Genomic DNA, 20,499 nt, shown 5'->3' with positions numbered 1-20,499 from the left:
GACAAGTTGGGAACCACTATATGGACGACGCTGTGCCGGAGGAACGAAGCAATCCGGATATGCAAGGATGAAATCCGAACATGCCTGCGTGGGCCGCTCAACTCCCGTTGCCCCGCGCCGATATCCAGTCATGAACCCTGCCGTCCGCCATCCGCCGCGGCCGCAGGCAGATGACAACGACGGCGGCAAATACCACACGCACGGCACGGGAGCGCAGCATGAGCAGTTCCATGAGGGACATCGACGAACGGACCAACCTGACCAACAACAACCAGTTCGAGCTGCTGCTGTTCCGGCTTGGCGAAGCCGAGCATTCAGGCCAGACGGAGCTGTTCGGGATCAATGTCTTCAAGGTGCGCGAGATCCTGGTGATGCCGCACGTGACGACCGTGGTGGGGGCCGACCCGTCGATCCTGGGCATGGCGGATATCCGCGGCCAGGTGATTCCGGTGATCGACCTGCCCCGCCTGGTGGGCTGCAAGCCGCGCAGCGGCCTGGGCATCCTGCTGGTGACGGAATATGCACGTTCGACGCAGGGCTTCGCGGTGGAGGCAGTGGAGGAAATCGTGCGCCTGGAGTGGAACCAGGTGCATTCGGCCGAGGCCAGCGTGCGGACCGGCCACGTCACCAGCATCGCCAAGCTGGATGGGGATTCCGCGGGGGGCACGGACCCGTCGCGGCTGGTGCAGGTGCTGGACGTCGAGCAGATCCTGCGCGATGTGCTGCCGACGCGGCAGCCGGACGTGGACCCGGGCACGGTCGGCCCGCAGTTGGGCCTGCGCCCGGGCGCCAAGGTCATTGCCGCCGACGATTCGGCACTGGCGCGCGGCCTGATCGAGCAGGGGCTGAAGGCGCTGGGCGCGCCGGTGGTGATGACCAAGTCCGGCAAGGAGGCGTGGGAGCTGCTCGACCGCATCGCCGACGAGGCGGCCAGCCATGGCAGGTCAGTGCAGGACGAGGTGGCGCTGGTGCTGACCGACCTGGAGATGCCGGAGATGGACGGTTTCACCCTGACCCGCAAGATCAAGGCGGACATCCGGCTGAAGTCGCTGCCGGTGGTGATTCACTCGTCACTGTCGGGGGAGGCCAGCGAGGAGCATGTGCGCAAGGTGGGCGCGGACGCCTATGTGGCGAAATTCGTGGCCAAGGAACTGGCCGACACCATCCGCGAGGTGCTGACGCGCTGAGCGCCTGGTGGCGGAAGAATCGCAACAGGCACAAAATTCGAACGCCCGCAACCATTCCCGTAGCCCGGCGGGTTGCCTATAAAACGGGCACTCCAGTGAATTCCAGCACCGGCGCGCCCTTTGCGGTTGTCAAGAGGGGGGATATCCACTGAAGCTGTGGATAGTTCCTGTGGACAAGTCGGGCCTCCCGGCCGTGACTGACCGGAAGGCCCGACGGCGGCCGGCGTGACCTCCACGCCTGGCCGCACTCCCTGGTGCTGGCGCTCCTCGCTCCCCCTTATTTGGGTTGCTCCACCGTGCGCAGGTAGGGCTTCAGGGTCTTGAAGCCCTGCGGGTACTTCTTCTTTGCATCCTCGTCCGAGACCGAAGTCGGGATGATGACGTCCTCGCCCGGCTTCCAGTTCACCGGCGTGGCCACGGTGTGCTTGGCATTGAGCTGCAGCGAATCCAGCAGGCGCAGCACCTCGTCGAAATTGCGCCCGGCGCTCATCGGGTACACCAGCATGGCCTTGACCTTCTTGTCCGGGCCGATGATGAACACCGAGCGGATGGTGGCGTTGTCTACCGCCGTGCGCGGGCCGCTGCCGCTGGCCTCGGGGTGGATCATGTCGTAGAGCTTGGCCACGGTCAGGTCGGCATCGCCGATCATCGGATAGTTGATCGCATGGCCTTGCGTTTCCTCGATGTCCTTGGCCCAGCGCTGGTGGTCGCCGACCGGGTCGATGCTCAGGCCGATGATCTTGGTATTGCGCTTGTCGAACTCGGGCTTGAGCCCGGCCATATAGCCCAGTTCGGTGGTGCACACCGGCGTGAAGTCCTTGGGATGCGAGAACAGGATGGCCCAGTTGTCGCCGATCCACTCATGGAAGCTGATCTTGCCTTCCGTGGTGTCGGCGGTGAAATCAGGGGCTTGCTCGCCCAGTCGAATCGCCATGGTTGCGCTCCTTGCAGTTGGCGTGGTTTGGAAACGCGCGTCGCCGCGCACTGTTGCCCGCTATCCCGCTGTCTCGTTGTTCGCCCGGCCGCCTAGCGGAAGACCAGCACCGGGATCGTGCTGTGGGTCAGGACCTTGTGGGTCTCGCTGCCGATCAGCAGCGCCTGCAGCCCGCGCTTGCCATGCGACGACATCACGATCAGGTCGCAGTCGCGCTGCTGCGCGCACTGGATGATGGCCTGCCAGGGATGGTCGTCGGTGGCGGTGACGGTCTCGCAGGCCACGCCGGCCTGCGCCGCGGTGTGGCTGAGCGTGGCCAGGAAGGTATCCGCGTGGCGCGCTGCTTCTGCGGCAAAGGTGTCCTTGGTGTCCTGCAGGCTGGTCAGCCGGTAGGTCAGTACGTGGTACTCGGGAATCACATGCAGCCCGGTCACGCGGGCGCCGATGCGGCTGGCAAAGGCCATGGCGCGGGCCGCCATCGCGTCGGCGCGTGCGGAGCCGTCGGTAGGCACAAGGAGGTGCTTGAACATGATGGGCCTCCGATTGCAGAAGATTGCCGCGTCCGCCTGGGCCCATACCCCGTACGCCCGGGCGAGCCAATCCAGTATAGGAATTGAGTGGCATAAGCGACAGGGCAGACGTGGCGAATATCACGGCGCCAGCAGCAAGCCGGCGGGAATTAACATGCTGTTATCATCCAATGCACCATCATCATCCTGCACGAACCCGAGGGATTGACGCATGATCGCGCTGCGCGAAGCTTGGCTGGCCGGACTGTTCCGACGCGGCAACTGGCTGCCGAACATCGTGTCGGGCGTGATCGTCGGGGTGGTGGCGCTGCCGCTGGCCATGGCATTTGCGATCGCGTCGGGCGCCAAGCCGGAGCAGGGCCTGTACACGGCCATCGTCGCCGGGCTGGCGGTGTCGCTGTTCGGCGGCAGCCGGCTGCAGATCGCGGGGCCCACCGGCGCGTTTATCGTGGTGCTGTCCGCCGTGACCGCGCGCCACGGCATCGACGGCCTGCAGATCGCCACCCTGATGGCGGGGCTGATCCTGCTGGCGATGGGGCTGACGCGGCTGGGCAGCGTGATCCGGTTCATTCCCGCGCCGGTGATCGTCGGCTTCACGGCTGGCATCGGCGTGATCATCTTTGTCGGCCAGTGGCGCGATTTCTTTGGCCTGCCGCCGGTCGCCGGCGAGCATTTCCACGAAAAACTCTGGCACCTGCTGCAGGCGCTGCCGCAATGGCACCCGGCCACCACCGCGCTGGCGCTGGGCAGCCTGGCGCTGGTCGTGGGCGCGCCGCGCGTGCGCTGGCTGCGGCGCATTCCCGGGCCGCTGGTGGCGCTGCTGGTGGCCACCGCGGTGCAGGCGCTGTTCCGCTTTGACGGCGTCGCCACCATCGGCACCGCCTTTGGCGGCCTGCCGCGCGGGCTGCCCGTGCCCGCGCTGCCGGACATCACGCTGGCGCGCGTGCTGGAGCTGGCCGGGCCGGCCTTCACCATCGCCATGCTGGGCGCGATCGAGTCATTGCTGTCCGCGGTGGTGGCCGACGGCATGGCGGGCACGCGGCACGATTCCAACCAGGAGCTGGTCGGCCAGGGCATCGCCAATATCCTGGCGCCGCTGTTCGGCGGGTTTGCCGCCACCGGCGCCATCGCCCGCACCGCCACCAATATCCGCAATGGCGGCAACAGCCCGCTGGCCGGCGTGGTGCATGCGCTCACGCTGGTGATGGTGTTGCTGGTCCTGGCGCCGCTCGCGGCCAGCGTGCCGCTGGCGACGCTGGCCGCGATCCTGTTCGTGGTGGCCTACAACATGAGCGAGGGGCGCCAGTTCGCGCGCATGGTCCGCCGCGCGCCGCGCGCCGACGTGGCTATCCTGCTGATCACCTTCACCCTGACCGTGCTGACCGACCTGGTGGTGGCGGTCAATATCGGCGTGATCCTGGCCATGCTGCAGTTCCTGCGGCGCATGTCGGCGTCAGTGGAGGTGGCGCGCCAGGATGCCGTGGACCTGGCGCGCGAACTGGGCGATACCGGCGCCGGCCTGCCCGCGCGGATGCCGCCGGACGTGCTGGTCTACGCAATCGACGGCCCCTTCTTCTTTGGCGCCGTCGAAGCCTGCGAGCGCGCACTGGTGCAGACCCATACCGAGCCGCGCGTGCTGCTGATCCGCCTGGGCCGCGTGCCCTTCATGGACATGACCGGACTGCAGACGCTTGAGGCCGTGATCGTGACGCTGCAGAAACGCGGCGTAGCGGTGGTGCTGGCCGAAGCCAACGAGCGGGTCAGGGAAAAGCTGGCGCGCGCGGGCGTGCTGGCGGCGCTGGGGGAGGGCAACTACGTGGATTCGCTGGCGCAGGCGGTACAGCGCTGCAGCGAGCTGGCAGGCGAAGGCGAAGGCGCAGGCGAGGGCGACGCCCCGCGCTGAGTTACTTCTTCTGCCGTGCGCTGCCCGCAGGCTTGGCCTTGGTGGCGTATTCCACGCCATGCTGGGCCAGGTATTCGCGGATCAGCTGGCGCACGACCTGCGACGGTGTCAGGTCCTGCGAGGCGCACAGGGTTTCAAAGGCCTTTTTCTTGACCGGATCGATCAGGATGGTAAGGCGGGCGGTCTTGGATTCCATGAGGGTGTCCGGCTGTCCCGGCCGGTGATGGCGGCGGCGATTGGATGGGCATTATATACAGGGCAAAACAGTGCCGAGGCCAGCGGTTTTCTCCCCTCACAAACCAAAGCCTTATCTGGAGCGGCTTACAGGAAATCCCCCCGTGGCACCAGCCGGCTACCGACAACTGCCACAGGCAGCGGGGTTCAACGGCGGGCAGGAGTGGCAGTCGGGCCATCGGCTGGCCCGCGTCGCCCTTCCTGATGAGTATTCCTGACATTGGCGTGGCCCCTGCGTTACCGGGTCACCACCACTTCCACGCGCCGGTTCGCGGCACGTGCGGCGGGGGTCTGGTTATCGGTAATGGGCTCGCTGTCGCCCTTGCCGATGGCTTCGAGGCGGCCCTTGGCAACGCCATTGCCGGCGAGGTATTCGCTGACCATGGCGGCGCGCTCTTCCGACAACGCCTGGTTGGACGGGAACCGCGCGCTCTTGATCGGCTGGTTGTCGCTGTGGCCGATGACCTGCACCTTGCCTTCGACCTTGTTGATCTCGGACGCCACCTTGTTAAGCGCCGGCATTAGCGTCGCGTTGATTTCGGCCTGACCCGCGCCGAACACGGCGTCGCCCCGGAACACCACGGTGCTGCGGCGGTCGTCGTCCTTGACCGCCACCACACCGCGCGCAATCTCGTCCTTGAGCAGTTCGGCCAGGCGCAGCGCCTTCGGTGCCGGTGGCGGCGTCAGATTACCGATGGCAGCGATCTGCTGCGTCAGGTCGTGCTCCTTGAGAAGCAACTGGTATTTGTACCAGCCGGCCAGGCCGGCCAGAACCAGCGCCGCCAATACCCAGCTCATCCAGACGGGAACGCCGCGCAGGTGATGGAAGCGGCCGGGTGGGGCCGGTTCGCAGTGCGGGGACAGTTCCTTGGGCACCGGGCCGTAATGCTTGTTGAGCATATCGAGCAGGCGACCCCGGAGCGTGCGCAACTGCAGGCCGCCGTCCGCCAGTCCGCGATACCGCCCCTGAAAGCCCAGTGAGAGGATGAGGTAGTAGACCTCGATGGTGCCAATGTTCTCGGGCACTGATTCCACCAGACGGCCCAGGATCTGGAACACCTTGGTGCCGCCCTGGCGGTCCTGATGGAAGGTCGAGGCGAGAGCACTGCCCGGCCATGCGCCGAGCGAATCCGCATTGCCACCGCCCCATTCGGTGTGGCTGACCGCCTCATCCAGCGCCGTGCACAGCGCGTAATGCGCGGCGGTGGTGTGCTTGCGGTCGATGTTCAGCCGGTCGCAAATCGCCTGGAAATCCCGCAGTTCCTGTTCCAGCAGAGCACGCAGCCGCTCCACCTCGCCGCGCTCTTCCATCTTTGCCGGGATTTCAGCGAGTGCGCGCAGTAACCGTCTGGCGGCTTCGTACAGTGGATTTCGCGCGCCAGCAATTTCCGCGACCCGGGCCTCGATGGATTTTCCGGCGGGCAGCGGCGCCGCGATGGGCTCCTGCCTTTCCTGCCCTGTCACCGCCTGCCTGGCGGTGGAACCTTGCGCCGGCGGCTTCGGCTTTGGCGCGGGATCGTCCTTGTTCAGCCACGCTGTCATGCTTTACCTCGTGCTTACACGCGATTTATCGAGATGCCTGCTTCGAAGGCTTCCAAGTAGAAATCCAATTAATGCATAGCAAGGTATTCCCAAATAGACGGGAGGAGCAAATAGAAAGTCAAAGAGCCGAGCGGATGGAACAAGATAATTTTCAGCTATATCCATCCATAATTTTGAATCTAACACCCAGATTAATATTATTTTGAATATTAACCACGAAAGATATATTAATGCGCCAATCAATGCTCCTATTGTGCTATATAAAGTTGGCGGGCTCTTCCTCTCGGGTAGAATGGCAATCAGGATTCCTATGAACGCGCATATAAGCGTCAGCCATTCGGCGTAGGCTCGGATAACCATCCAGCGGTCGATACCGGCTCGACATGCGGCATCGCCAGCAGCTTCTAAGCCAAGCGCCAGCGCAGCGCCGAACAGCACTCCAACAAGGCCGTAGCCAATGATTTTTTTCCAGTTCCGCATCGTTTTCGCGTAGTTCATACGTGGTTTTCAAGGTTGATGGATTGGATTCTGTGGAACGCGAACGGGCTGTTGTCAGGCCGCACGTTTTTGCGCACTGCCCGTCATGCCGAGGTACTGGATCTTTTGGTCGCCGCCGACAAAGAAGCTGCGAGCCCAACCGTACCCGCCTGGCGCGTATTCATGGAAATTCGGTACGCGGAACCAAGCGCGGCTGTCGTGGATGTAGTTGTCAAACAGTTCGATGGCCGCCTTCTCGCGCAGAGCAAACTCGTCTACCGCTTTCGGGGCAGTGGTCGCGGTCAGATAGGAAATCATCTCCGGAGCCGGCTTGACCAGCACATCATCGATGGCGTAATAGAACCGGAGGGCGGCGGTGGAAACCAGCGCATCGGGGTCCACAAGCACAACGTTGGGTGAATCCGCTTTCGCGCGATCCGCGCGGGGCACCGCAAGATGTTCGCCAGACTTCTTGATGGTGCCGCCAACGGCGCCACCAATGGAACCGACGACTGCACCGACTATTCCACCGGGAGCGCCGGTAGCAGCTCCCTTGCCAGCGTCGTCGAGGCCGAACAGGCGCATGACAGACTCTTTGCGCACGTTCAAACTGGCCTGCTGCTCCGGATGAAGGAAGCCCAACAGCAGTTGGAATTCTTCCGCTGCCTCCAGCAAGTCGGTCCGGTCATTGGTGACAAGTTCGTCAGCGCCTTCCCCGGCGCGGCGTTCCGCAGGGTCCTTCCCGGCAGCTTCCGACATGATGTCCCACTCGCGCTTGGCAATGGCCGCTTCATTTGCCGCCGCTTTGGCTCGGATGGCGGCCATTTCCTTCATGTCATCCATTTTCTGAGGAATCGCCTGGCGCTGTCCGGAGTACGCTTGCAGCCGCGCAGCCTGGATACATAGCTCGGACTTCTCTTTGCGTAGCCGCAGAAGCTCGGGATCGTTCTGCTTGCGCCTTTCGGTTTCGAGGTCAAGGCGAATCGAGCTTCGGTCGGGTGCTGCGCGCCCATGGGCAGACCCGGCATCGGGGGCGTGCCAAGGCGCCGCGCCAAAGCCGTCCGCCCACCACGCACGTGGCAACGGGGCCGCGCCAACTGTGGTGCTGGGACATGACCTACCTGCCGGCCGAGGTCGCTGGGCGCTGGTTTTATCTGTACCTCATCCTGGACGTGTACAGCCGCAAGATCGTGGGCTTCGAGGTCCACGATCGGGACGGCGCCAACCACGCGGCGCATCTGGTCAAGCGCACGGCGCTGGCCGAGGGTATTCACGCCATGGCGACCAAGCCGGTGCTGCACGGGGACAATGGTGCTACGCTCAAGGCCACCACGGTGCTGGCGATGTTGCACTGGCTGGGCGTCAAGCCCTCGTATTCGCGCCCACGCGTGAGCGACGATAACGCCTTTGTGGAGAGCCTGTTCCGCACAGGCCAAGTACAGACCCGAGTTCCCGTCCACGGGCTTTGCCGATCTGGCCGCGGCGCGCACCTGGGCGGCGCACTTCGTCCACTGGTACAACCATGAGCACCGGCACAGCGGCATCCGCTACGTGAGCCCGGCACAGCGCCACGCCGGACAAGACGACAAGATTCTGGCCGCGCGCCACGCGCTGTATGTTCAGGCCCGTGAGCGCAACCCGCGTCGCTGGACATGCGACACGCGAGACTGGTCGCCAATCGACACGGTCACGCTCAATCCGGAGCGCGAGATTGCCGTGCCCAACAGTATCAAGCTAGGCGCAGAAAAACAGCGTTTGGCTGCATGAATGAGGCGACAACTGCCTTGACGCGCGCCGCGATCTCCCGGTAGGAAGATCGCCCAAAAACCATAGGTCTCCGGCCCATATGGCGGTACTGTGACCGTTGCACGCATTGCTTCCAAGCCGTTCTGGATGTCGCCGTCATAGGGGGACCGATCCAGCTCCCATTCGATTTCCAGCTTGGTATCGGGCTGCCATGGCTGAGGAATGCCGATGCAGCAACGCTCGCCAGCCTCACCAGGCCCGTCCTTGCCGGCGCGAATCATGTTGCCCCCGCCCCCCTCCATACCACGCGGGCCGCTAACGCTGAAACTGTGGATGTAGTCCGGTGAGTAGTTCAGGCCGCGCACGCCACCCGCATAGATGACTTCCTTGCTAGCGCCTCTAGAGGCATTGGCTGGCAGATCAGCACGCGACTCTCCCGAGCATGCGGACATGGCGCCGACCGTGCCCAGCAGCATCAGGGCGGTGAGCCATGGGTGCGCGCGCTTCCAATTCAAGCTACTTGTTTTCATTGTTGGTCTCTGCTTTCTGATTGGCCTGTCTGGCAAGTACGCGGTTCCACACATAATCCGGAATGCGTTCCATGCAGGCGTCGAAGGTGCTGCCCGCGCGCGAGCGTTCTCCCAGCCCCCGACGCACCTCGGGGTCCTGGTCGAAGTCCGCGCCATAGCGGTACGAGTATTGGCAGTAGCCCACGCGGTCGGCGGGTTCGGTGATCCGCCATGCCGCCACGCGCTTGTAACGTCCGATGAAATCCAGAAAGCGCGGCAGGTAGGGGCCGTCGCCGGGCACAGTGCCGTCGTCAATCAGGCCCGCCAGCATTTCATCTGGCTCGCAGTGCGCGACAAGATCATCCACCTGCTGCTGGCCGAGCGTGATGGCGACCGGTGCGGTCTGGACTTGCTGGCCGTTTAGCGGACCATCCACACGCTTCCACTCGGGCTCGTGACCGCGATACTTCCATTGCAGGATAGGGGCCATCAGTTTGCGTGTCGTGTCCTCGCCCCATAGGTTCATGACCGTGCGCAGGTTGCGCGGGTCGAAGTAGCGCACCATCGCGCTCAAGCCGTCGCCAAGGTCGGCGATCAGGAAATGGCGCAGGTGCGCGGCAAGCGCATCGATGCCGACTCGGCTCCAGAGCAGGGTCATGCAAGGCGCCTGCACGTCGAGTTCGTCCAGCCTGGTGAGCCAGGGCTCGCCGGCATCGGCAATCAGCGCTAGGAACAGCGAGGCGTCACCGGCGTCTTCCTCCGGCAGGCCGGCATAGACGTTGCGGTGCTCGGTGGCCTCGCGCATGAGGTTGCCGATAAGCAACGGGTGCTGCGCGCCATCGGCCAGCGCGTAGATGTACACGGGGTGTCGTTCCGCGGTCATTGGCACCCCTGTCAGCGCAGCAGCAGGCCGGTATTTCGCTTGGCCGCCTTCAGCAGGCATTCCAGGCAAACCTGCCTGATGCTCAGTTCGGTCGGAATGCTGTTCGGCCCCGTCAGCAGCTTGCTGGCGGCGTGGACCGTGAACTTGCCGTTGGTGCCGTGCTCGATGTTGCCGTCCAGGCGCAGGTAGCTGCTGCCGCCTGCCAGCAGGAGCTTCTCCTTCGCCTGGATAACAATCTCGTCGGCTGTGGCCGTGATCTTCAGCTTCGCCAGCAGGTTGATATTGTTCTTCAGCGCATGCAGGTCGATGTCGCCCATGTTGGCGACCAGTTTCATGCCCGCCTCGTATGCGAAGAGGCGCAGCGCCTTGCGCACGCTGGCAAAGAGCCCGCCGCCGGTGGTGATTGACAGGTGTTCCCCGGTAGTTAGCGCGGTGTCTGTGCAGCTGGCGATGTGGGTTGAACCGGCAGCGGTGGAAACAATGCCGGCGGGGCTGGCCGACACCAGGTGGGGGGCGGTGAACTCCTTCAGGTCGCCACCGCCCTTGATCTGCTCGTTTTGCGTCTCCAGCTTCTTCGCGATGTCCGGCTGCTCGCCGTCCTGCGCCTGGGCTTCGGTGGCCTTCTCGCCCATGGTGGCGGCAATGTCTTGGGCCTTTTCCAGCAACTGAACGACATCACGCACGTTCATGGCGTTGCCTTCGGCGTTCAGGCGCGAGAAGGTGGTGATGAGCAGGCCAAGGGCGGCGCGCAGCGCACCATGTGCGTCAGTGCGCAATTCGTAGCCTTCGCCGCGCTTGTCCTTGCGCCCCTCCCAGTCGTTGACGCGGACGTTGTGGCCCAGCGCGAGCAGGCTGCTCTGATGGTCCGACGCGACTTGCACCTGCTGCTGGCCCTGCGTGTCGTCGTAGAGCGTCTGGTTGCGGCCTTCGCCGAACAGTTCCTTGCTCTGGTAGCCGGACAGGGCGAGCTGGCTCGGCAGGTCCCACGGCGGCAGATTGAGCTGGTTGTTGATCACACCGACGATGACGGGCCGGTCCGGGTCGCCGCCCACATAGGCCACAATGACCTCCTGGCCGATGCGTGGCAGGTGCGTGTTGCCGAAGCGATCGCCCGAGGCAAAGTTGGACACGCGAATCCAGCAGGAACTGTTCTCATCGTTGTTGCCGTAGCGGTCCCAGGAAAACTCGCAGCGGACCCGGCCCCATTTGTCACACCAGATTTCCTGGTTGGCCGGCCCCGTGACCCGCGCAATGTGAGTGCCGCCGATGTAGGGCTTCTCGACCCATTCGGGCCGGAAGATCTCGCGGGTGGGCTGCGCCTCGAATTCGACCTCGCAGCGCCATTGCTGGCCGCTGCCGGCGAATTCGCCCACGTCCTCGATCAGCAGGCGCGTGTCGAAAATCAGGTACTCGCAATTGGCTTTCTTGCGCAGGAAGCGCGAGAGCGTAAAGGTGTGGCCTGCCGCCATGGAGCGGACATTGCCCTTGCCGCGCACGCGGTGCCCGTGCTGCCGGATCGCTTCCATGCGAATGCGCGCCAGCATGTCGCCTTCCGCGCGGGCATCGCTACCAGCCATGGGTTCGGCGTGGTCGCCCGGCCACGCGTACAGTTCATAGCTCGCGTGGCTGGTGTTGCGCGGGTCGTCGGCGGACACATTCAGGTCGGCGCGCGGCTGCTTGAAGTCGTGGTCGCCGTGCGCCCATTTGCCGGTAACCAGGCGGTCGTGCGCCGCGAACTGGTAGAGGTGTTCCTCGTCCACGCGGTCCGAGGACGGATACCAGCTGATGGTGTGATACGCGGGGCTGGGGATGTTCTGGAAAGCCCCGTTGCCGTCAGTCAGGACCATCCGATGATGGCCGTTCGAATGTTCGAAGAAGAACGAAATTCCCCATTCTGCGAGCAGGCGCCGCACGAACTGGTAATCTGTCTCGCCGGCCTGCAACTGATATTCGCGCTTGGGGTACTGGATATCCAGCAGGCGGCGCTCGACCGGGAAGATATAGTTGCTCAACACCGCTTCCACGATTTCCAGGACATTCATGTTCTGGTATCGCTTGAAGGTGCTGGTAAGCGTCGCCAGCCACAGCCAGGGGCGCAAGGTCAGGCGATAGAGGATGCGCTCATTCTCGTGGAATGGTCCTCGCACGTCGGTCACGAGGCCGGTAATCTCGCGCTTGCCTTGGCCGAAGCCGCCCGGCAGGCCAGTGCCGGAGCCATCCAGCTCAATGCTGACGGTCAACTCCTTGCCCTGCATGGCTTCCATGTCGAAGTCGCCTGCGGGGCCGTACAGGACGTTGCGGGAGTCGGGGGTCTTCAGTTCCAAGTCATACGCAAATAGGGAATTGATGCCTTCGATGCCCGACAGCCGGGAGAACACCAGCAGCGGCTGCCCCAGCAACTCCGGGAGGCCCTCACCGGACACGGTGACAGTACGAAATGAAGGATGGCCGACGATTACCCATGCAAGCACCCGCGAAAATGGATTGGTGGCTGCGGCAAGCAGCCAACGACTGCCCATTTTGCGAGGCAATTGCTGCGCCCGCATCAAGGACGCATCAATACATGGGGAATGATATGGAAGGTGTGTCCGGCGGAAAATCAGACGTTTCCTAGAAAAGGATCGTCTTTATTGAAATCATAATTAAGAAAATCTTAATTCATCTGAATGATTTTCATTGGCAGATGCGAACGGACGAACGAATGCCGACGTGCGGAAAAATGCTTCGCGACACCTGGGAAAAATCATGCGCTGCGGCGAGGTGTTGCATAAATCAGATTTGAGAACGAAGCTCTACCGAGCTGAGGAAATCAGGCGATGCAGACGGATTGAGGGCGGGCCAGATAGTTGACGTGGAACGGTCGATAGATAAGAAGATTCCTCTGGGAGACAGGCGAATTCCCCCCTATCCTGTCTTGCGGAATAGGGGGCGTCCAGGGTGGGTGGCAGCATTCTCAGCAGCTATCGGCCGGCCAGTGTGCCTGCTGTCGGCCAGATTTACACCGCCATCTCCAGATCCGCAATCACCGCCGCCAGAAACCGCGCCGCCTCCCCACCCGTCACCACGCGATGGTCAAAGGTCAGGCTCAGCGGCATCACCCGGTGCACCGCCGGCACGCCGCCGGCCGCCACCACTTCCTCGCGCACGCGTCCCGCACCCAGGATTGCCACGGTCGGCGGCACCACGATGGGTGCGGCATAACGCCCCGCGATCATGCCGAAGTTGGACAGCGTGATGGTGTTGCCGCGCATCTCCTCCGGCGCGATGGTGCGCGCGCGGATGTCGGCGCGCATGCGGTCCAGGCCGTGGCGCAGGTCTGCGGCATCGCGGTTGCCGACGTCGCGCAGCACGGGCACGAACAGGCCTTCAGGCAGGTCCGCCGCGATGCCGACGTCGATCTTCTTCAGCACGTGGCGGCGGGCGGTCTGGCCTTCGTACCAGGCATTGAGGCCGGGCTCGGCGCGGCAGCCGGCCACCAGGGCGCGCACCAGCCGGATGGTGACATCGGCGCCGCGCTGCCAGGCGTGGATGTCGGCGTCGTCCATGACGGTGGCGGCGGCCACTTCGGCTTGTGCACGCGCCATGTTCTGCGCCATCGCCCGGCGCACGCCGCGCAGCTGTTCCGGCGCGCCCAGCTCGGCCAGCGTGCTGGCTACCCGCTCCACGTCGGCGGCGGTGACCACGCCCTCGGGGCCGGATGCCGTGGCCATTGCCAGGTCCACCCCGAGCCGGCGCGCCAGCGCGCGCACTGCCGGCGTGGCCTTGACGCGCGCCGCCATGGCCGCGGCGGGTGCCGCGGTGCCCGGGGGCGCGGCTTCATTGACCACGTGCGTGCCGACCTGCACCGAACCCACCACGGTGCCGGCGTCGGCATCCTCGCCCGCACCCTCGACGCCGACCAGCGGCGCGCCCAGGTGGACGATATCGCCGGGCTGCGCAAACAGCTTGGCGATGGTGCCGGCATAGGGCGACGGGATTTCCACGATGGCCTTGGCCGTCTCCACCGACAGCAGCGGCTGGTCCGCGGCCACGGTGTCGCCGGCCTTGACGTGCCAGGTCACGATTTCGGCCTCCTGCAGGCCTTCGCCCAGGTCGGGCAGCTTGAAGACTCTCATCGGCACTCCTTGCCTATCGTCGGCAATTCCCGCGTTATGCCGCCATCGCCTTGCGCGCCGCGTCGACGATGCGGGCGACGCCAGGCAGGTAGGTGTATTCCAGCCGCGCCAGCGGCACCACGGTGTCGAAGCCGGTCACGCGCTGCACCGGCGCTGCCAGTGAGTAGAGGCCCGCGTCGGCCAGCTGCGCCGCGATCTCGGCGCCGAAGCCGGCGGTGCGCGGGGCCTCGTGCACGATCACGCAGCGGCCCGTGCGCGTCACCGATTCCAGGATGGTCCGCATGTCCAGCGGCTTGAGCGTGGCCACGTCGATGACCGTGGCCGTCACGCCCTCGCCGGCCAGTGCGTCCGCGGCGGCGAGCGTCTCCTGCACCATCGCGCCCCAGCTCACCAGCGTGATGTCGCTGCCTTCGCGCAGCGTGAAGCAGGTGTCCAGCGGCAGCGCCGCGCCATCGTCGGCCACTTCCTGGCGGAACAGGCGGTACAGCCGCGTGGGTTCGAGGAAGATGACCGGGTCCGGGTCGGCGATGGCCGCCAGCAGCAGCCCGTATGCGCGCGCGGGCGAGGAAGGCACCACCACGCGGATGCCGGGCATATGCGCGAACATCGCCTCCGGGCTTTCGGAATGATGCTCGGGTGCATGGATGCCGGCACCGCACGGCGAGCGCACCACCATCGGACACGACAGGCGCCCGCGCGTGCGGTGCCGCATGCGTCCGGCGTGGTTGATGATGTGGTCGACCGCCGGGTAGATAAAGCCGGTGAACTGGATCTCGGCCACGGGCTTGAGCCCCATTGCCGCCATGCCGATCGCCGCGCCGACGATGCCGCCTTCGGCCAGTGGGGTATCCATGACGCGCGCCGCGCCAAAGCGCGCCTGCAGGCCCGCGGTGGCGCGGAACACGCCGCCATTGACGCCGATATCCTCGCCCAGCAGCAGCACATCGGGATCATGATCCAGCGCATGGGCCAGCGCCAGGTTGACTGCTTCGACCAGATTGATTTCCGCCATGGTTCGCTCGCTGTGGTCGCTACGTGGAGGCGCAGGGTTCGCTGGTTAGGCGTGCGGCGCAGGGAAGCGCCGGGCAATCTCCAGCTGCGCCTGCAATTCGGCCGGCATGGTCGCGTACAGGCAGTCGAACATCGCGGCCGGATCCGGCGGCGGCATGGCCAGGTAAGTCTCGACGGCCTGCGCCACCTGCTGCGAGCAGGCCTTGACCAGTGCTTCCTCGCGCGCCGCGTCCCACGCGTGCAGCGCCAGCAGGTGCGTGCGCAGCCGCAGCAGCGGCTCTTCCTGCCAGTGCGCCTTGACGCTGGCCTCGTCGCGGTAGCGCGAGGCGTCGTCGGCGGTGGTGTGGTCGCCCAGGCGGTAGGTGATGGCCTCGATCAGCGCCGGGCCGCCGCCGGCGCGGGCGCGCGCGATGGCCTCGCCGACGCGGTGCCGCACTGCGACCACGTCGTTGCCGTCGACCTGCTCGCCGGGGATGCCGGCTGCAATGGCCTTCTGCGCCAGCGTCTGCGCCGCGGTCTGGCCGCTGCGCGGCATCGAGATTGCCCACTGGTTGTTGTTGATCACGATCACCAGCGGCGCGTGCCACGCGCCGGCCATGTTCATGCCCTCATAGAAATCGCCCTTGGAGGTGCCGCCGTCGCCCAGCAGGCAGACCGCCACGCGCGGCTCGGCGCGCAGCTGGAACGCATAGGCGGCGCCGGCCGCGTGGCAGACCTGGGTGCCGATCGGCACGCAGTTGGCAAAGTCATGCGGCGCCGCCGCAAAGCCGCTGCCGCGTTCGTCGCCGCCCCAGTACAGCAGGCTCTCGGTCATTGTGACGCCGCGCACAAACTGTGCCGCGTGATCGCGGTACGAGGGCACCAGCACGTCTTCCGGCCGCATCGCAAAGGCCACGCCCACGCCGATGGCTTCCTGGCCGAGTGCCGAGGCAAAGGTGCCGATCTTGCCGGTGCGCTGCAGCGCAATCGCTTTCAGGTCGAACTGGCGCGTCAGCACCATCGCCTGGTACAGCGGCAGCAGCGCGTCGGGGTTGCTGGCAAGGGGTGGGGGAGGAGAAGTGGGGGGGGAGGTGTCGCCCGGCGGGGCAAGGTAGCGGGTGTAGCCGATCTCAAAGCGCGCAACCGTGGACATGGCAGGTCTCTCGATGCGGTTGTCTCGACAGGATCCGCTGGGACGGCCGCGAGGATCTTCGCAGCTATCCGCAGCAATGATCGCGTTGTGATCCCTGCCGTGCTTTTTGGGCGCGGGGGACTTGAGCTTGAGTGTAGGGCATTTGCGCGGCGCGCGCGGCGCAAAATTGTCTTGCTGCGCACAATGCGCGCGACAGCGGCCCCCAAACGCAAGAAAGCGCCTGGCGGCGCTTTCTTGCTGGCGAGAGCGCGGTGGCTCAGCGTTGGTACGGCGGCTGGACGAAGCCCGCAAAACGCTGCTGCGTCACGGCCTTGAACTCCGCCGACTCGTAGGCTTCGCGGATGTCCTTGACGAAGGGCTTGTTCAGGTCCGCCGTCTTCACTGCGACCAGGTTCATGTAGTAGTCGGGGATCTTTTCCAGCGCCAGCGCCGAGGTCAGCTTCAGGCCCGAGGCGAGCGCATAGTTGCCGTTGACGAAGGCATAGTCCACGTCGTCGAGCGAGCGCGGCAGCTGGGCGGCTTCCAGCTGGATCAGCTTGAGCTTGTGCGGGTTGGCGTCGATGTCGCGCTCGCTGGCGCGGATCGGGTCGGTGCCCGGCTTGAGCGTGACCCAGCCGATCTGCTGCAGGATGGCGATGGCGCGCGCCAGGTTGGTGGGATCGTTCGGCAGCGACACGGTATTGCCGGGCTTCACCTCGGCCAGCCCCTTGTGCTTGCGGCTGTAGATGCCGATCGGTGCGGTCGGCACCTGGATCACGTCGGTCAGCGCCAGCTTGCGGTCGGCCGAGAACTTCTTCAGGTAGGCCACGTGTTGGAACGCATTGGCGTCGATGGCGCCGTCGGCCAGCGCCAGGTTGGGCTGCACGTAGTCGCTGAACTCAATGATGGTGACCTTGTAGCCGCGCTTTTCCAGCACCGGCTTCACGCCATAGCGGATCTGGTCGGCGTAGGGGCCGGCGGTTGCGCCGAAGCGGATTTCCTTCTTGTCCGGATCGGCCGCGCCCGCACCCTGAATCACGCCCAGTGCCAGCACCGCTGCCGTCAGCCGTGCGACCAAGCCGATTTTCCCGTATTGCATCTGATGCTCCCCGTTATGTTGTTGGAGGCCGGCAGCGTCCCGCCGCGGCGTCGGCTCATTGTATGGAAAGGCAGGCAATAGGCGAACGAGTTATTCCGCATGGTCATATGCCACTGGTGAATAAGGGCGCCGGCGCCTGGCTGCACTACGCTGAAGGACAGCGTCACCCGTTTTGGAGGCGGCCATGCCCGAACAACTTACCCGGCATCCCGAAGTCACGATCCAGGTCTTGCGCAGCGCCGGGGCCAGCTGCGGCGAGGGCGCCCCGCAGACCATCCTCAAGGCCTGCCCGCGCGAGCGCTTCTGCAAGCTGCCGGGCGGGGAGATCTGCGTGTATGGCCTGGACGGGGCGCAGGCGATGACGCAGTTCACGGCTGCCGACTGGCAGTCGCTCGCGCCCCTTGCGCGGGGCCGTGCAGATGCGGCCGCCGCGACGGGCTGGGAGGGGACCACTGCCGCGGTGTTCATTGCCGGGCTTGCCGCCGGTGCGCTGGCAGCCGCGGCCCTGGCGCGCTGGCGGCGCCGTGGTTGACGGAGCGGCGCTGGCACGGTGTTTGCGGCTTTCCCAGGTCATGACAGCGATGCAGTCCGCCTCCAATCGTTTCCGCCGGCCAGGACACGGCGCAGAGCGGCGCCTGTCGTGCGGGCTCGGTGCGATCCCGTGCGCGCGCGAAAGCGCAGTGCCGGAAACTTTTATCCTGTTTGAAGCCGACGCAGGTCAGAAATTGCATGCCGGGCTGGCGCACGCAGGCCTGCATTCCAGCACATTCCTGCCGCGGCCGGCCTTGCCGCGCGCGTCGACGATGGGAGGCGCGCAATGATGGGCGCGACGACCTTCTCGGCCATCCGCCAGCACGCGCACTGGCCCGCGTGGCGCCGTGCCATCGGCATCCTGTTCATTGCCGCGGTGCTGGCGCTGATCGCGCGCAAGCTGGGCGCCATCGACTGGGACGCGGTGCTGGCCGCGCTGCGCGGCTTCAACGCCCGCACGCTGGCGCCGGCGGCGGCCTTCGTTGCGCTGAGCGGCTTGCTGTACAGCCAGTTCGACCGCCTCGGCTGCCACTATGCCGGACACCCGTTGCCGGCGCGGCGGGTGATGGCGATCTCTTATGTCAGCTACACGCTCAGCCTCAACCTCGGGGCCACGCTGGGGGGCGCGGGCGTGCGTTATCGCCTGTACACGCGCGCCGGGCTGACCCTGCCGCAGATCTGGAGCCTGTTCGTGGTGGTGGTGAGCAGCAACTGGCTCGGCTATGCCTTGCTGGCGGGGGGCATCCTGGTGGCGCAGTTGGTGGTGCTGCCGCCGGAGTGGGGTATTCCCGCGGCGCTGACACGGGTGCTGGGCGCGCTGATGCTGGCGGTGCCGGCTGCCTACCTGGCTGCCTGTGCCGCCTGGCACGGCCGCCACCGGACCGTGCGCGACCATGATATCTACGTTCCGTCGGTGGGCTTCGCGGCGCTGCAAATCCTCTTGTCGGCGGCCCACTGGATGGCGATGGCGGCGATCCTGTATTCGCTGCTGCATACGCACGCGGGGTACTTCACGGTGCTTGGGGTGTTGCTGGCGTCGGGGCTGGCGGGGGTGGTGGTACGGGTCCCGGGGGGCCTAGGCGTGATCGAGACCGTGTTCCTGACGATGCTGGGCGGGCAGGTGCCGCACGGGCTGCTGCTGGCGGCGCTGATTGCGTATCGCGCGATGTATTACCTGATTCCGCTGATGATCGGGTCGATCGGCTACTTTGTGCTGGAGGCGCACGGCAAGCGTGGTGGGGGGTAGGTTGTGCTGGCGGTATGCCACCGCCTGCCCTCACCCCCTGCCCCTCTCCCGCCAGCGGGAGAGGGGAGCAAACCAGCGGGTCGCTCTGACGTCTGTAGCCTCGGCTCAAGCCGCCGCCAACGCCCGATCCAGGTCCTCGATCAGATCATCGATATGCTCGATGCCGACCGACAGCCGCACCATGTCCTCACTGACGCCAGCCGCCTTCAGTTCATCCGCATTGAGTTGCCGATGTGTGGTCGACGCGGGATGCGTGGCCAGCGACTTGGCATCGCCGATATTGACCAGCCGCGTGAACAGCTGCAGCGCGTCCAGGAAGCGCGCACCGCCTTCGCGGCCGCCTTGCTTCAGGCCGAACGACAGGATGCCGGGACCGCGCCCGCCCAGGTACTTCTGCACCAGCGCGTGGTCGGCGTGGTCGGGCAGGCCGGCAAAGTTGACCCAGTCCACCTTGGCATGCTGCTGCAGGTGGCGGGCGATCGCCAGCGCGTTCTCGGTGATGCGGTCCAGCCGCAGCGCCAGGGTCTCGATGCCCTGCAGGATCAGGAAGGCATTGAACGGCGACAGCGCCGCGCCGGTATTGCGCAGCGGCACCACGCGCGCGCGGCCGATATAGGCGGCCGGGCCCAGCGCCTCGGTATAGACCACGCCGTGGTAGGACACGTCGGGCTCGTTCAGGCGCTTGAAGCGCTCCTTGTGCTTGGCCCAAGGGAACTTGCCGCTGTCGATGATGGCGCCGCCGACGCTGTTGCCATGGCCGCCCAGGTACTTGGTCAGCGAATGCACAACGATGTCCGCGCCATGCTCGAACGGCCGGCACAGGTAGGGCGACGGCACCGTGTTGTCGACGATCAGCGGCACGCCGTGGTTGTGCGCCACGCGCGCAATGGCTTCGATATCGACCACGTTGCCGAGCGGGTTGCCCACCGACTCCACGAAGATGGCCTTGGTGCGCGCGTCGATCAGGTCGCCGAAGCTGGCCGGGTTGCGGCCATCGGCAAAGCGGGTCTCGATGCCGGACTGCGGCAGCGTGTGCGCCAGCAGGTTGTAGGTGCCGCCATAGAGCTGGCTCGACGAGACGATGTTGTCGCCGGCCTCGGCAATGGTCTGGATGGCGTACGTGATCGCCGCCATGCCGGACGCCAGCGCCAGCGCGCCCACGCCGCCCTCGAGCGCGGCCAGGCGCTGCTCCAGCACGTCGTTGGTCGGGTTCATGATGCGGCTGTAGATATTGCCGGCCACCTTCAGGTCGAACAGGTCAGCGCCGTGCTGGGCGTTGTCGAAGGCGTACGCCACCGTCTGGTAGATGGGCACGGCCACCGCGCGCGTGGTGGGATCTGGCGAATAGCCGCCATGGACGGCCAGGGTTTCGAGTCTCATCTTCTTCTCTCTTGTTCTCGCTGTTGGGTGCCGGACCGGCGCGCCGGGGCAGTGCCTGCCA

Annotated in this window: 18 protein-coding genes and 1 pseudogene; 5 read left to right on the top strand and 14 right to left on the bottom strand. The window is 65.6% G+C overall.

Annotation, left to right across the window (positions count from 1 at the left end; all coding sequences use genetic code 11):
• The first annotated feature begins 218 nt into the window (after positions 1–218).
• Complete coding sequence (locus CF68_RS22760) at positions 219–1,187, top strand: chemotaxis protein (RefSeq protein WP_035823166.1); 969 nt, start codon at positions 219–221, stop codon at positions 1,185–1,187.
• Positions 1,188–1,464: 277 nt separating this feature from the next.
• On the opposite strand, the gene CF68_RS22755 is transcribed toward CF68_RS22760, so the two are convergent.
• Both CF68_RS22755 and CF68_RS22750 read right to left on the bottom strand, forming a co-directional pair.
• On the bottom strand, positions 1,465–2,121 hold the full coding sequence (locus CF68_RS22755; RefSeq protein ID WP_013953840.1) for a peroxiredoxin: 657 nt from the start codon (positions 2,119–2,121) through the stop codon (positions 1,465–1,467).
• A 92-nt stretch (positions 2,122–2,213) separates the two neighbouring features.
• Positions 2,214–2,651 carry a universal stress protein gene (locus tag CF68_RS22750; RefSeq protein WP_035823164.1) on the bottom strand — a complete coding sequence of 146 codons (438 nt, stop codon included), beginning with the start codon at positions 2,649–2,651 and terminating at the stop codon, positions 2,214–2,216.
• 211 nt (positions 2,652–2,862) lie between these two features.
• Here CF68_RS22750 and CF68_RS22745 point away from each other — a divergent pair, with 211 nt between their 5' ends.
• Positions 2,863–4,554, top strand: a complete 1,692-nt coding sequence (locus tag CF68_RS22745) for a SulP family inorganic anion transporter (RefSeq protein ID WP_035823162.1) — start codon at positions 2,863–2,865, stop codon at positions 4,552–4,554.
• A gap of 1 nt (position 4,555) precedes the next feature.
• Here CF68_RS22745 and CF68_RS22740 read toward each other — a convergent pair whose 3' ends face one another.
• The 4 genes from CF68_RS22740 to CF68_RS22730 form a co-directional block, all read right to left on the bottom strand.
• The gene (locus CF68_RS22740) at positions 4,556–4,750 is read right to left on the bottom strand and encodes a hypothetical protein (protein ID WP_035823160.1); all 195 of its coding nucleotides are present in this window, start codon (positions 4,748–4,750) and stop codon (positions 4,556–4,558) included.
• A 275-nt stretch (positions 4,751–5,025) separates the two neighbouring features.
• Positions 5,026–6,330 carry a type VI secretion system protein TssL, long form gene (gene tssL / locus CF68_RS22735; protein ID WP_035823158.1) on the bottom strand — a complete coding sequence of 435 codons (1,305 nt, stop codon included), beginning with the start codon at positions 6,328–6,330 and terminating at the stop codon, positions 5,026–5,028.
• Between the two features lie 3 nt (positions 6,331–6,333).
• The gene (locus tag CF68_RS37170) at positions 6,334–6,828 is read right to left on the bottom strand and encodes a hypothetical protein (protein WP_152548534.1); all 495 of its coding nucleotides are present in this window, start codon (positions 6,826–6,828) and stop codon (positions 6,334–6,336) included.
• Positions 6,829–6,882: 54 nt separating this feature from the next.
• Complete coding sequence (locus CF68_RS22730; protein WP_200872586.1) at positions 6,883–7,650, bottom strand: hypothetical protein; 768 nt, start codon at positions 7,648–7,650, stop codon at positions 6,883–6,885.
• 137 nt (positions 7,651–7,787) lie between these two features.
• Between CF68_RS22730 and CF68_RS22725 the strand changes: the two are divergent.
• A pseudogene (locus CF68_RS22725) lies at positions 7,788–8,526 on the top strand (transposase); the annotation flags it as partial.
• Here the strand turns inward: CF68_RS22725 and CF68_RS36405 are convergent.
• From CF68_RS36405 to CF68_RS22690, 7 genes are all read right to left on the bottom strand, one after another.
• Positions 8,427–9,083: a DUF3304 domain-containing protein gene (locus CF68_RS36405; protein WP_235205857.1), complete on the bottom strand. Its 657-nt coding sequence runs from the start codon at positions 9,081–9,083 to the stop codon at positions 8,427–8,429. The pseudogene CF68_RS22725 and the gene CF68_RS36405 overlap by 100 nt on opposite strands.
• Positions 9,070–9,924, bottom strand: a complete 855-nt coding sequence (locus tag CF68_RS22715; protein WP_235205856.1) for a DUF4123 domain-containing protein — start codon at positions 9,922–9,924, stop codon at positions 9,070–9,072. Before CF68_RS22715 ends, CF68_RS36405 begins: the two co-directional genes overlap by 14 nt.
• A gap of 32 nt (positions 9,925–9,956) precedes the next feature.
• Positions 9,957–12,464, bottom strand: coding sequence for a type VI secretion system Vgr family protein (locus tag CF68_RS22710; RefSeq protein WP_084187389.1), 2,508 nt, complete (start codon positions 12,462–12,464; stop codon positions 9,957–9,959).
• Positions 12,465–12,941: 477 nt separating this feature from the next.
• Positions 12,942–14,060, bottom strand: coding sequence for a dihydrolipoamide acetyltransferase family protein (locus CF68_RS22705; RefSeq protein ID WP_035823153.1), 1,119 nt, complete (start codon positions 14,058–14,060; stop codon positions 12,942–12,944).
• A 34-nt stretch (positions 14,061–14,094) separates the two neighbouring features.
• Positions 14,095–15,072: an alpha-ketoacid dehydrogenase subunit beta gene (locus CF68_RS22700; protein WP_035823151.1), complete on the bottom strand. Its 978-nt coding sequence runs from the start codon at positions 15,070–15,072 to the stop codon at positions 14,095–14,097.
• A 45-nt stretch (positions 15,073–15,117) separates the two neighbouring features.
• Positions 15,118–16,203: a pyruvate dehydrogenase (acetyl-transferring) E1 component subunit alpha gene (gene pdhA / locus CF68_RS22695; RefSeq protein ID WP_035823149.1), complete on the bottom strand. Its 1,086-nt coding sequence runs from the start codon at positions 16,201–16,203 to the stop codon at positions 15,118–15,120.
• Between the two features lie 256 nt (positions 16,204–16,459).
• Positions 16,460–17,281 (bottom strand): MetQ/NlpA family ABC transporter substrate-binding protein, encoded by an 822-nt coding sequence (locus tag CF68_RS22690; RefSeq protein ID WP_035823148.1) that lies wholly within the window; start codon positions 17,279–17,281, stop codon positions 16,460–16,462.
• Between the two features lie 184 nt (positions 17,282–17,465).
• Between CF68_RS22690 and CF68_RS22685 the strand changes: the two genes are divergently transcribed.
• Both CF68_RS22685 and CF68_RS22680 read left to right on the top strand, forming a co-directional pair.
• A complete protein-coding gene (locus CF68_RS22685) occupies positions 17,466–17,813 on the top strand; it encodes a hypothetical protein (RefSeq protein ID WP_035823146.1) in 348 nt (115 codons plus the stop codon).
• 285 nt (positions 17,814–18,098) lie between these two features.
• Complete coding sequence (locus tag CF68_RS22680) at positions 18,099–19,058, top strand: lysylphosphatidylglycerol synthase domain-containing protein (RefSeq protein WP_051591634.1); 960 nt, start codon at positions 18,099–18,101, stop codon at positions 19,056–19,058.
• Positions 19,059–19,163: 105 nt separating this feature from the next.
• On the opposite strand, the gene CF68_RS22675 is transcribed toward CF68_RS22680, so the two are convergent.
• Complete coding sequence (locus tag CF68_RS22675; protein WP_035823144.1) at positions 19,164–20,438, bottom strand: O-acetylhomoserine aminocarboxypropyltransferase/cysteine synthase family protein; 1,275 nt, start codon at positions 20,436–20,438, stop codon at positions 19,164–19,166.
• Between the last annotated feature and the right edge of the window lie 61 nt (positions 20,439–20,499).

Source organism: Cupriavidus sp. SK-4, assembly GCF_000611125.1.
Taxonomy (GTDB): Bacteria; Pseudomonadota; Gammaproteobacteria; order Burkholderiales; family Burkholderiaceae; genus Cupriavidus; species Cupriavidus necator.
This window is presented reverse-complemented; position numbering and strand designations above follow the sequence as displayed.

Excerpts from the sequence above, each read along its gene's own strand:
- pdhA (WP_035823149.1), bottom strand. The coding sequence starts at position 16,203 with ATGTCCACGGTTGCGCGCTTTGAGATCGGCTACACCCGCTACCTTGCC.
- CF68_RS22750 (WP_035823164.1), bottom strand. The coding sequence starts at position 2,651 with ATGTTCAAGCACCTCCTTGTGCCTACCGACGGCTCCGCACGCGCCGAC.
- tssL (WP_035823158.1), bottom strand. The coding sequence starts at position 6,330 with ATGACAGCGTGGCTGAACAAGGACGATCCCGCGCCAAAGCCGAAGCCG.
- CF68_RS22680 (WP_051591634.1), top strand. The coding sequence starts at position 18,099 with ATGATGGGCGCGACGACCTTCTCGGCCATCCGCCAGCACGCGCACTGG.
- CF68_RS37170 (WP_152548534.1), bottom strand. The coding sequence starts at position 6,828 with ATGAACTACGCGAAAACGATGCGGAACTGGAAAAAAATCATTGGCTAC.
- CF68_RS22685 (WP_035823146.1), top strand. The coding sequence starts at position 17,466 with ATGCCCGAACAACTTACCCGGCATCCCGAAGTCACGATCCAGGTCTTG.
- CF68_RS22730 (WP_200872586.1), bottom strand. The coding sequence starts at position 7,650 with ATGGATGACATGAAGGAAATGGCCGCCATCCGAGCCAAAGCGGCGGCA.
- CF68_RS22760 (WP_035823166.1), top strand. The coding sequence starts at position 219 with ATGAGCAGTTCCATGAGGGACATCGACGAACGGACCAACCTGACCAAC.
- CF68_RS22740 (WP_035823160.1), bottom strand. The coding sequence starts at position 4,750 with ATGGAATCCAAGACCGCCCGCCTTACCATCCTGATCGATCCGGTCAAG.
- CF68_RS22755 (WP_013953840.1), bottom strand. The coding sequence starts at position 2,121 with ATGGCGATTCGACTGGGCGAGCAAGCCCCTGATTTCACCGCCGACACC.
- CF68_RS22745 (WP_035823162.1), top strand. The coding sequence starts at position 2,863 with ATGATCGCGCTGCGCGAAGCTTGGCTGGCCGGACTGTTCCGACGCGGC.
- CF68_RS36405 (WP_235205857.1), bottom strand. The coding sequence starts at position 9,083 with ATGAAAACAAGTAGCTTGAATTGGAAGCGCGCGCACCCATGGCTCACC.
- CF68_RS22710 (WP_084187389.1), bottom strand. The coding sequence starts at position 12,464 with ATGGGCAGTCGTTGGCTGCTTGCCGCAGCCACCAATCCATTTTCGCGG.
- CF68_RS22675 (WP_035823144.1), bottom strand. The coding sequence starts at position 20,438 with ATGAGACTCGAAACCCTGGCCGTCCATGGCGGCTATTCGCCAGATCCC.
- CF68_RS22690 (WP_035823148.1), bottom strand. The coding sequence starts at position 17,281 with ATGCAATACGGGAAAATCGGCTTGGTCGCACGGCTGACGGCAGCGGTG.
- CF68_RS22700 (WP_035823151.1), bottom strand. The coding sequence starts at position 15,072 with ATGGCGGAAATCAATCTGGTCGAAGCAGTCAACCTGGCGCTGGCCCAT.
- CF68_RS22705 (WP_035823153.1), bottom strand. The coding sequence starts at position 14,060 with ATGAGAGTCTTCAAGCTGCCCGACCTGGGCGAAGGCCTGCAGGAGGCC.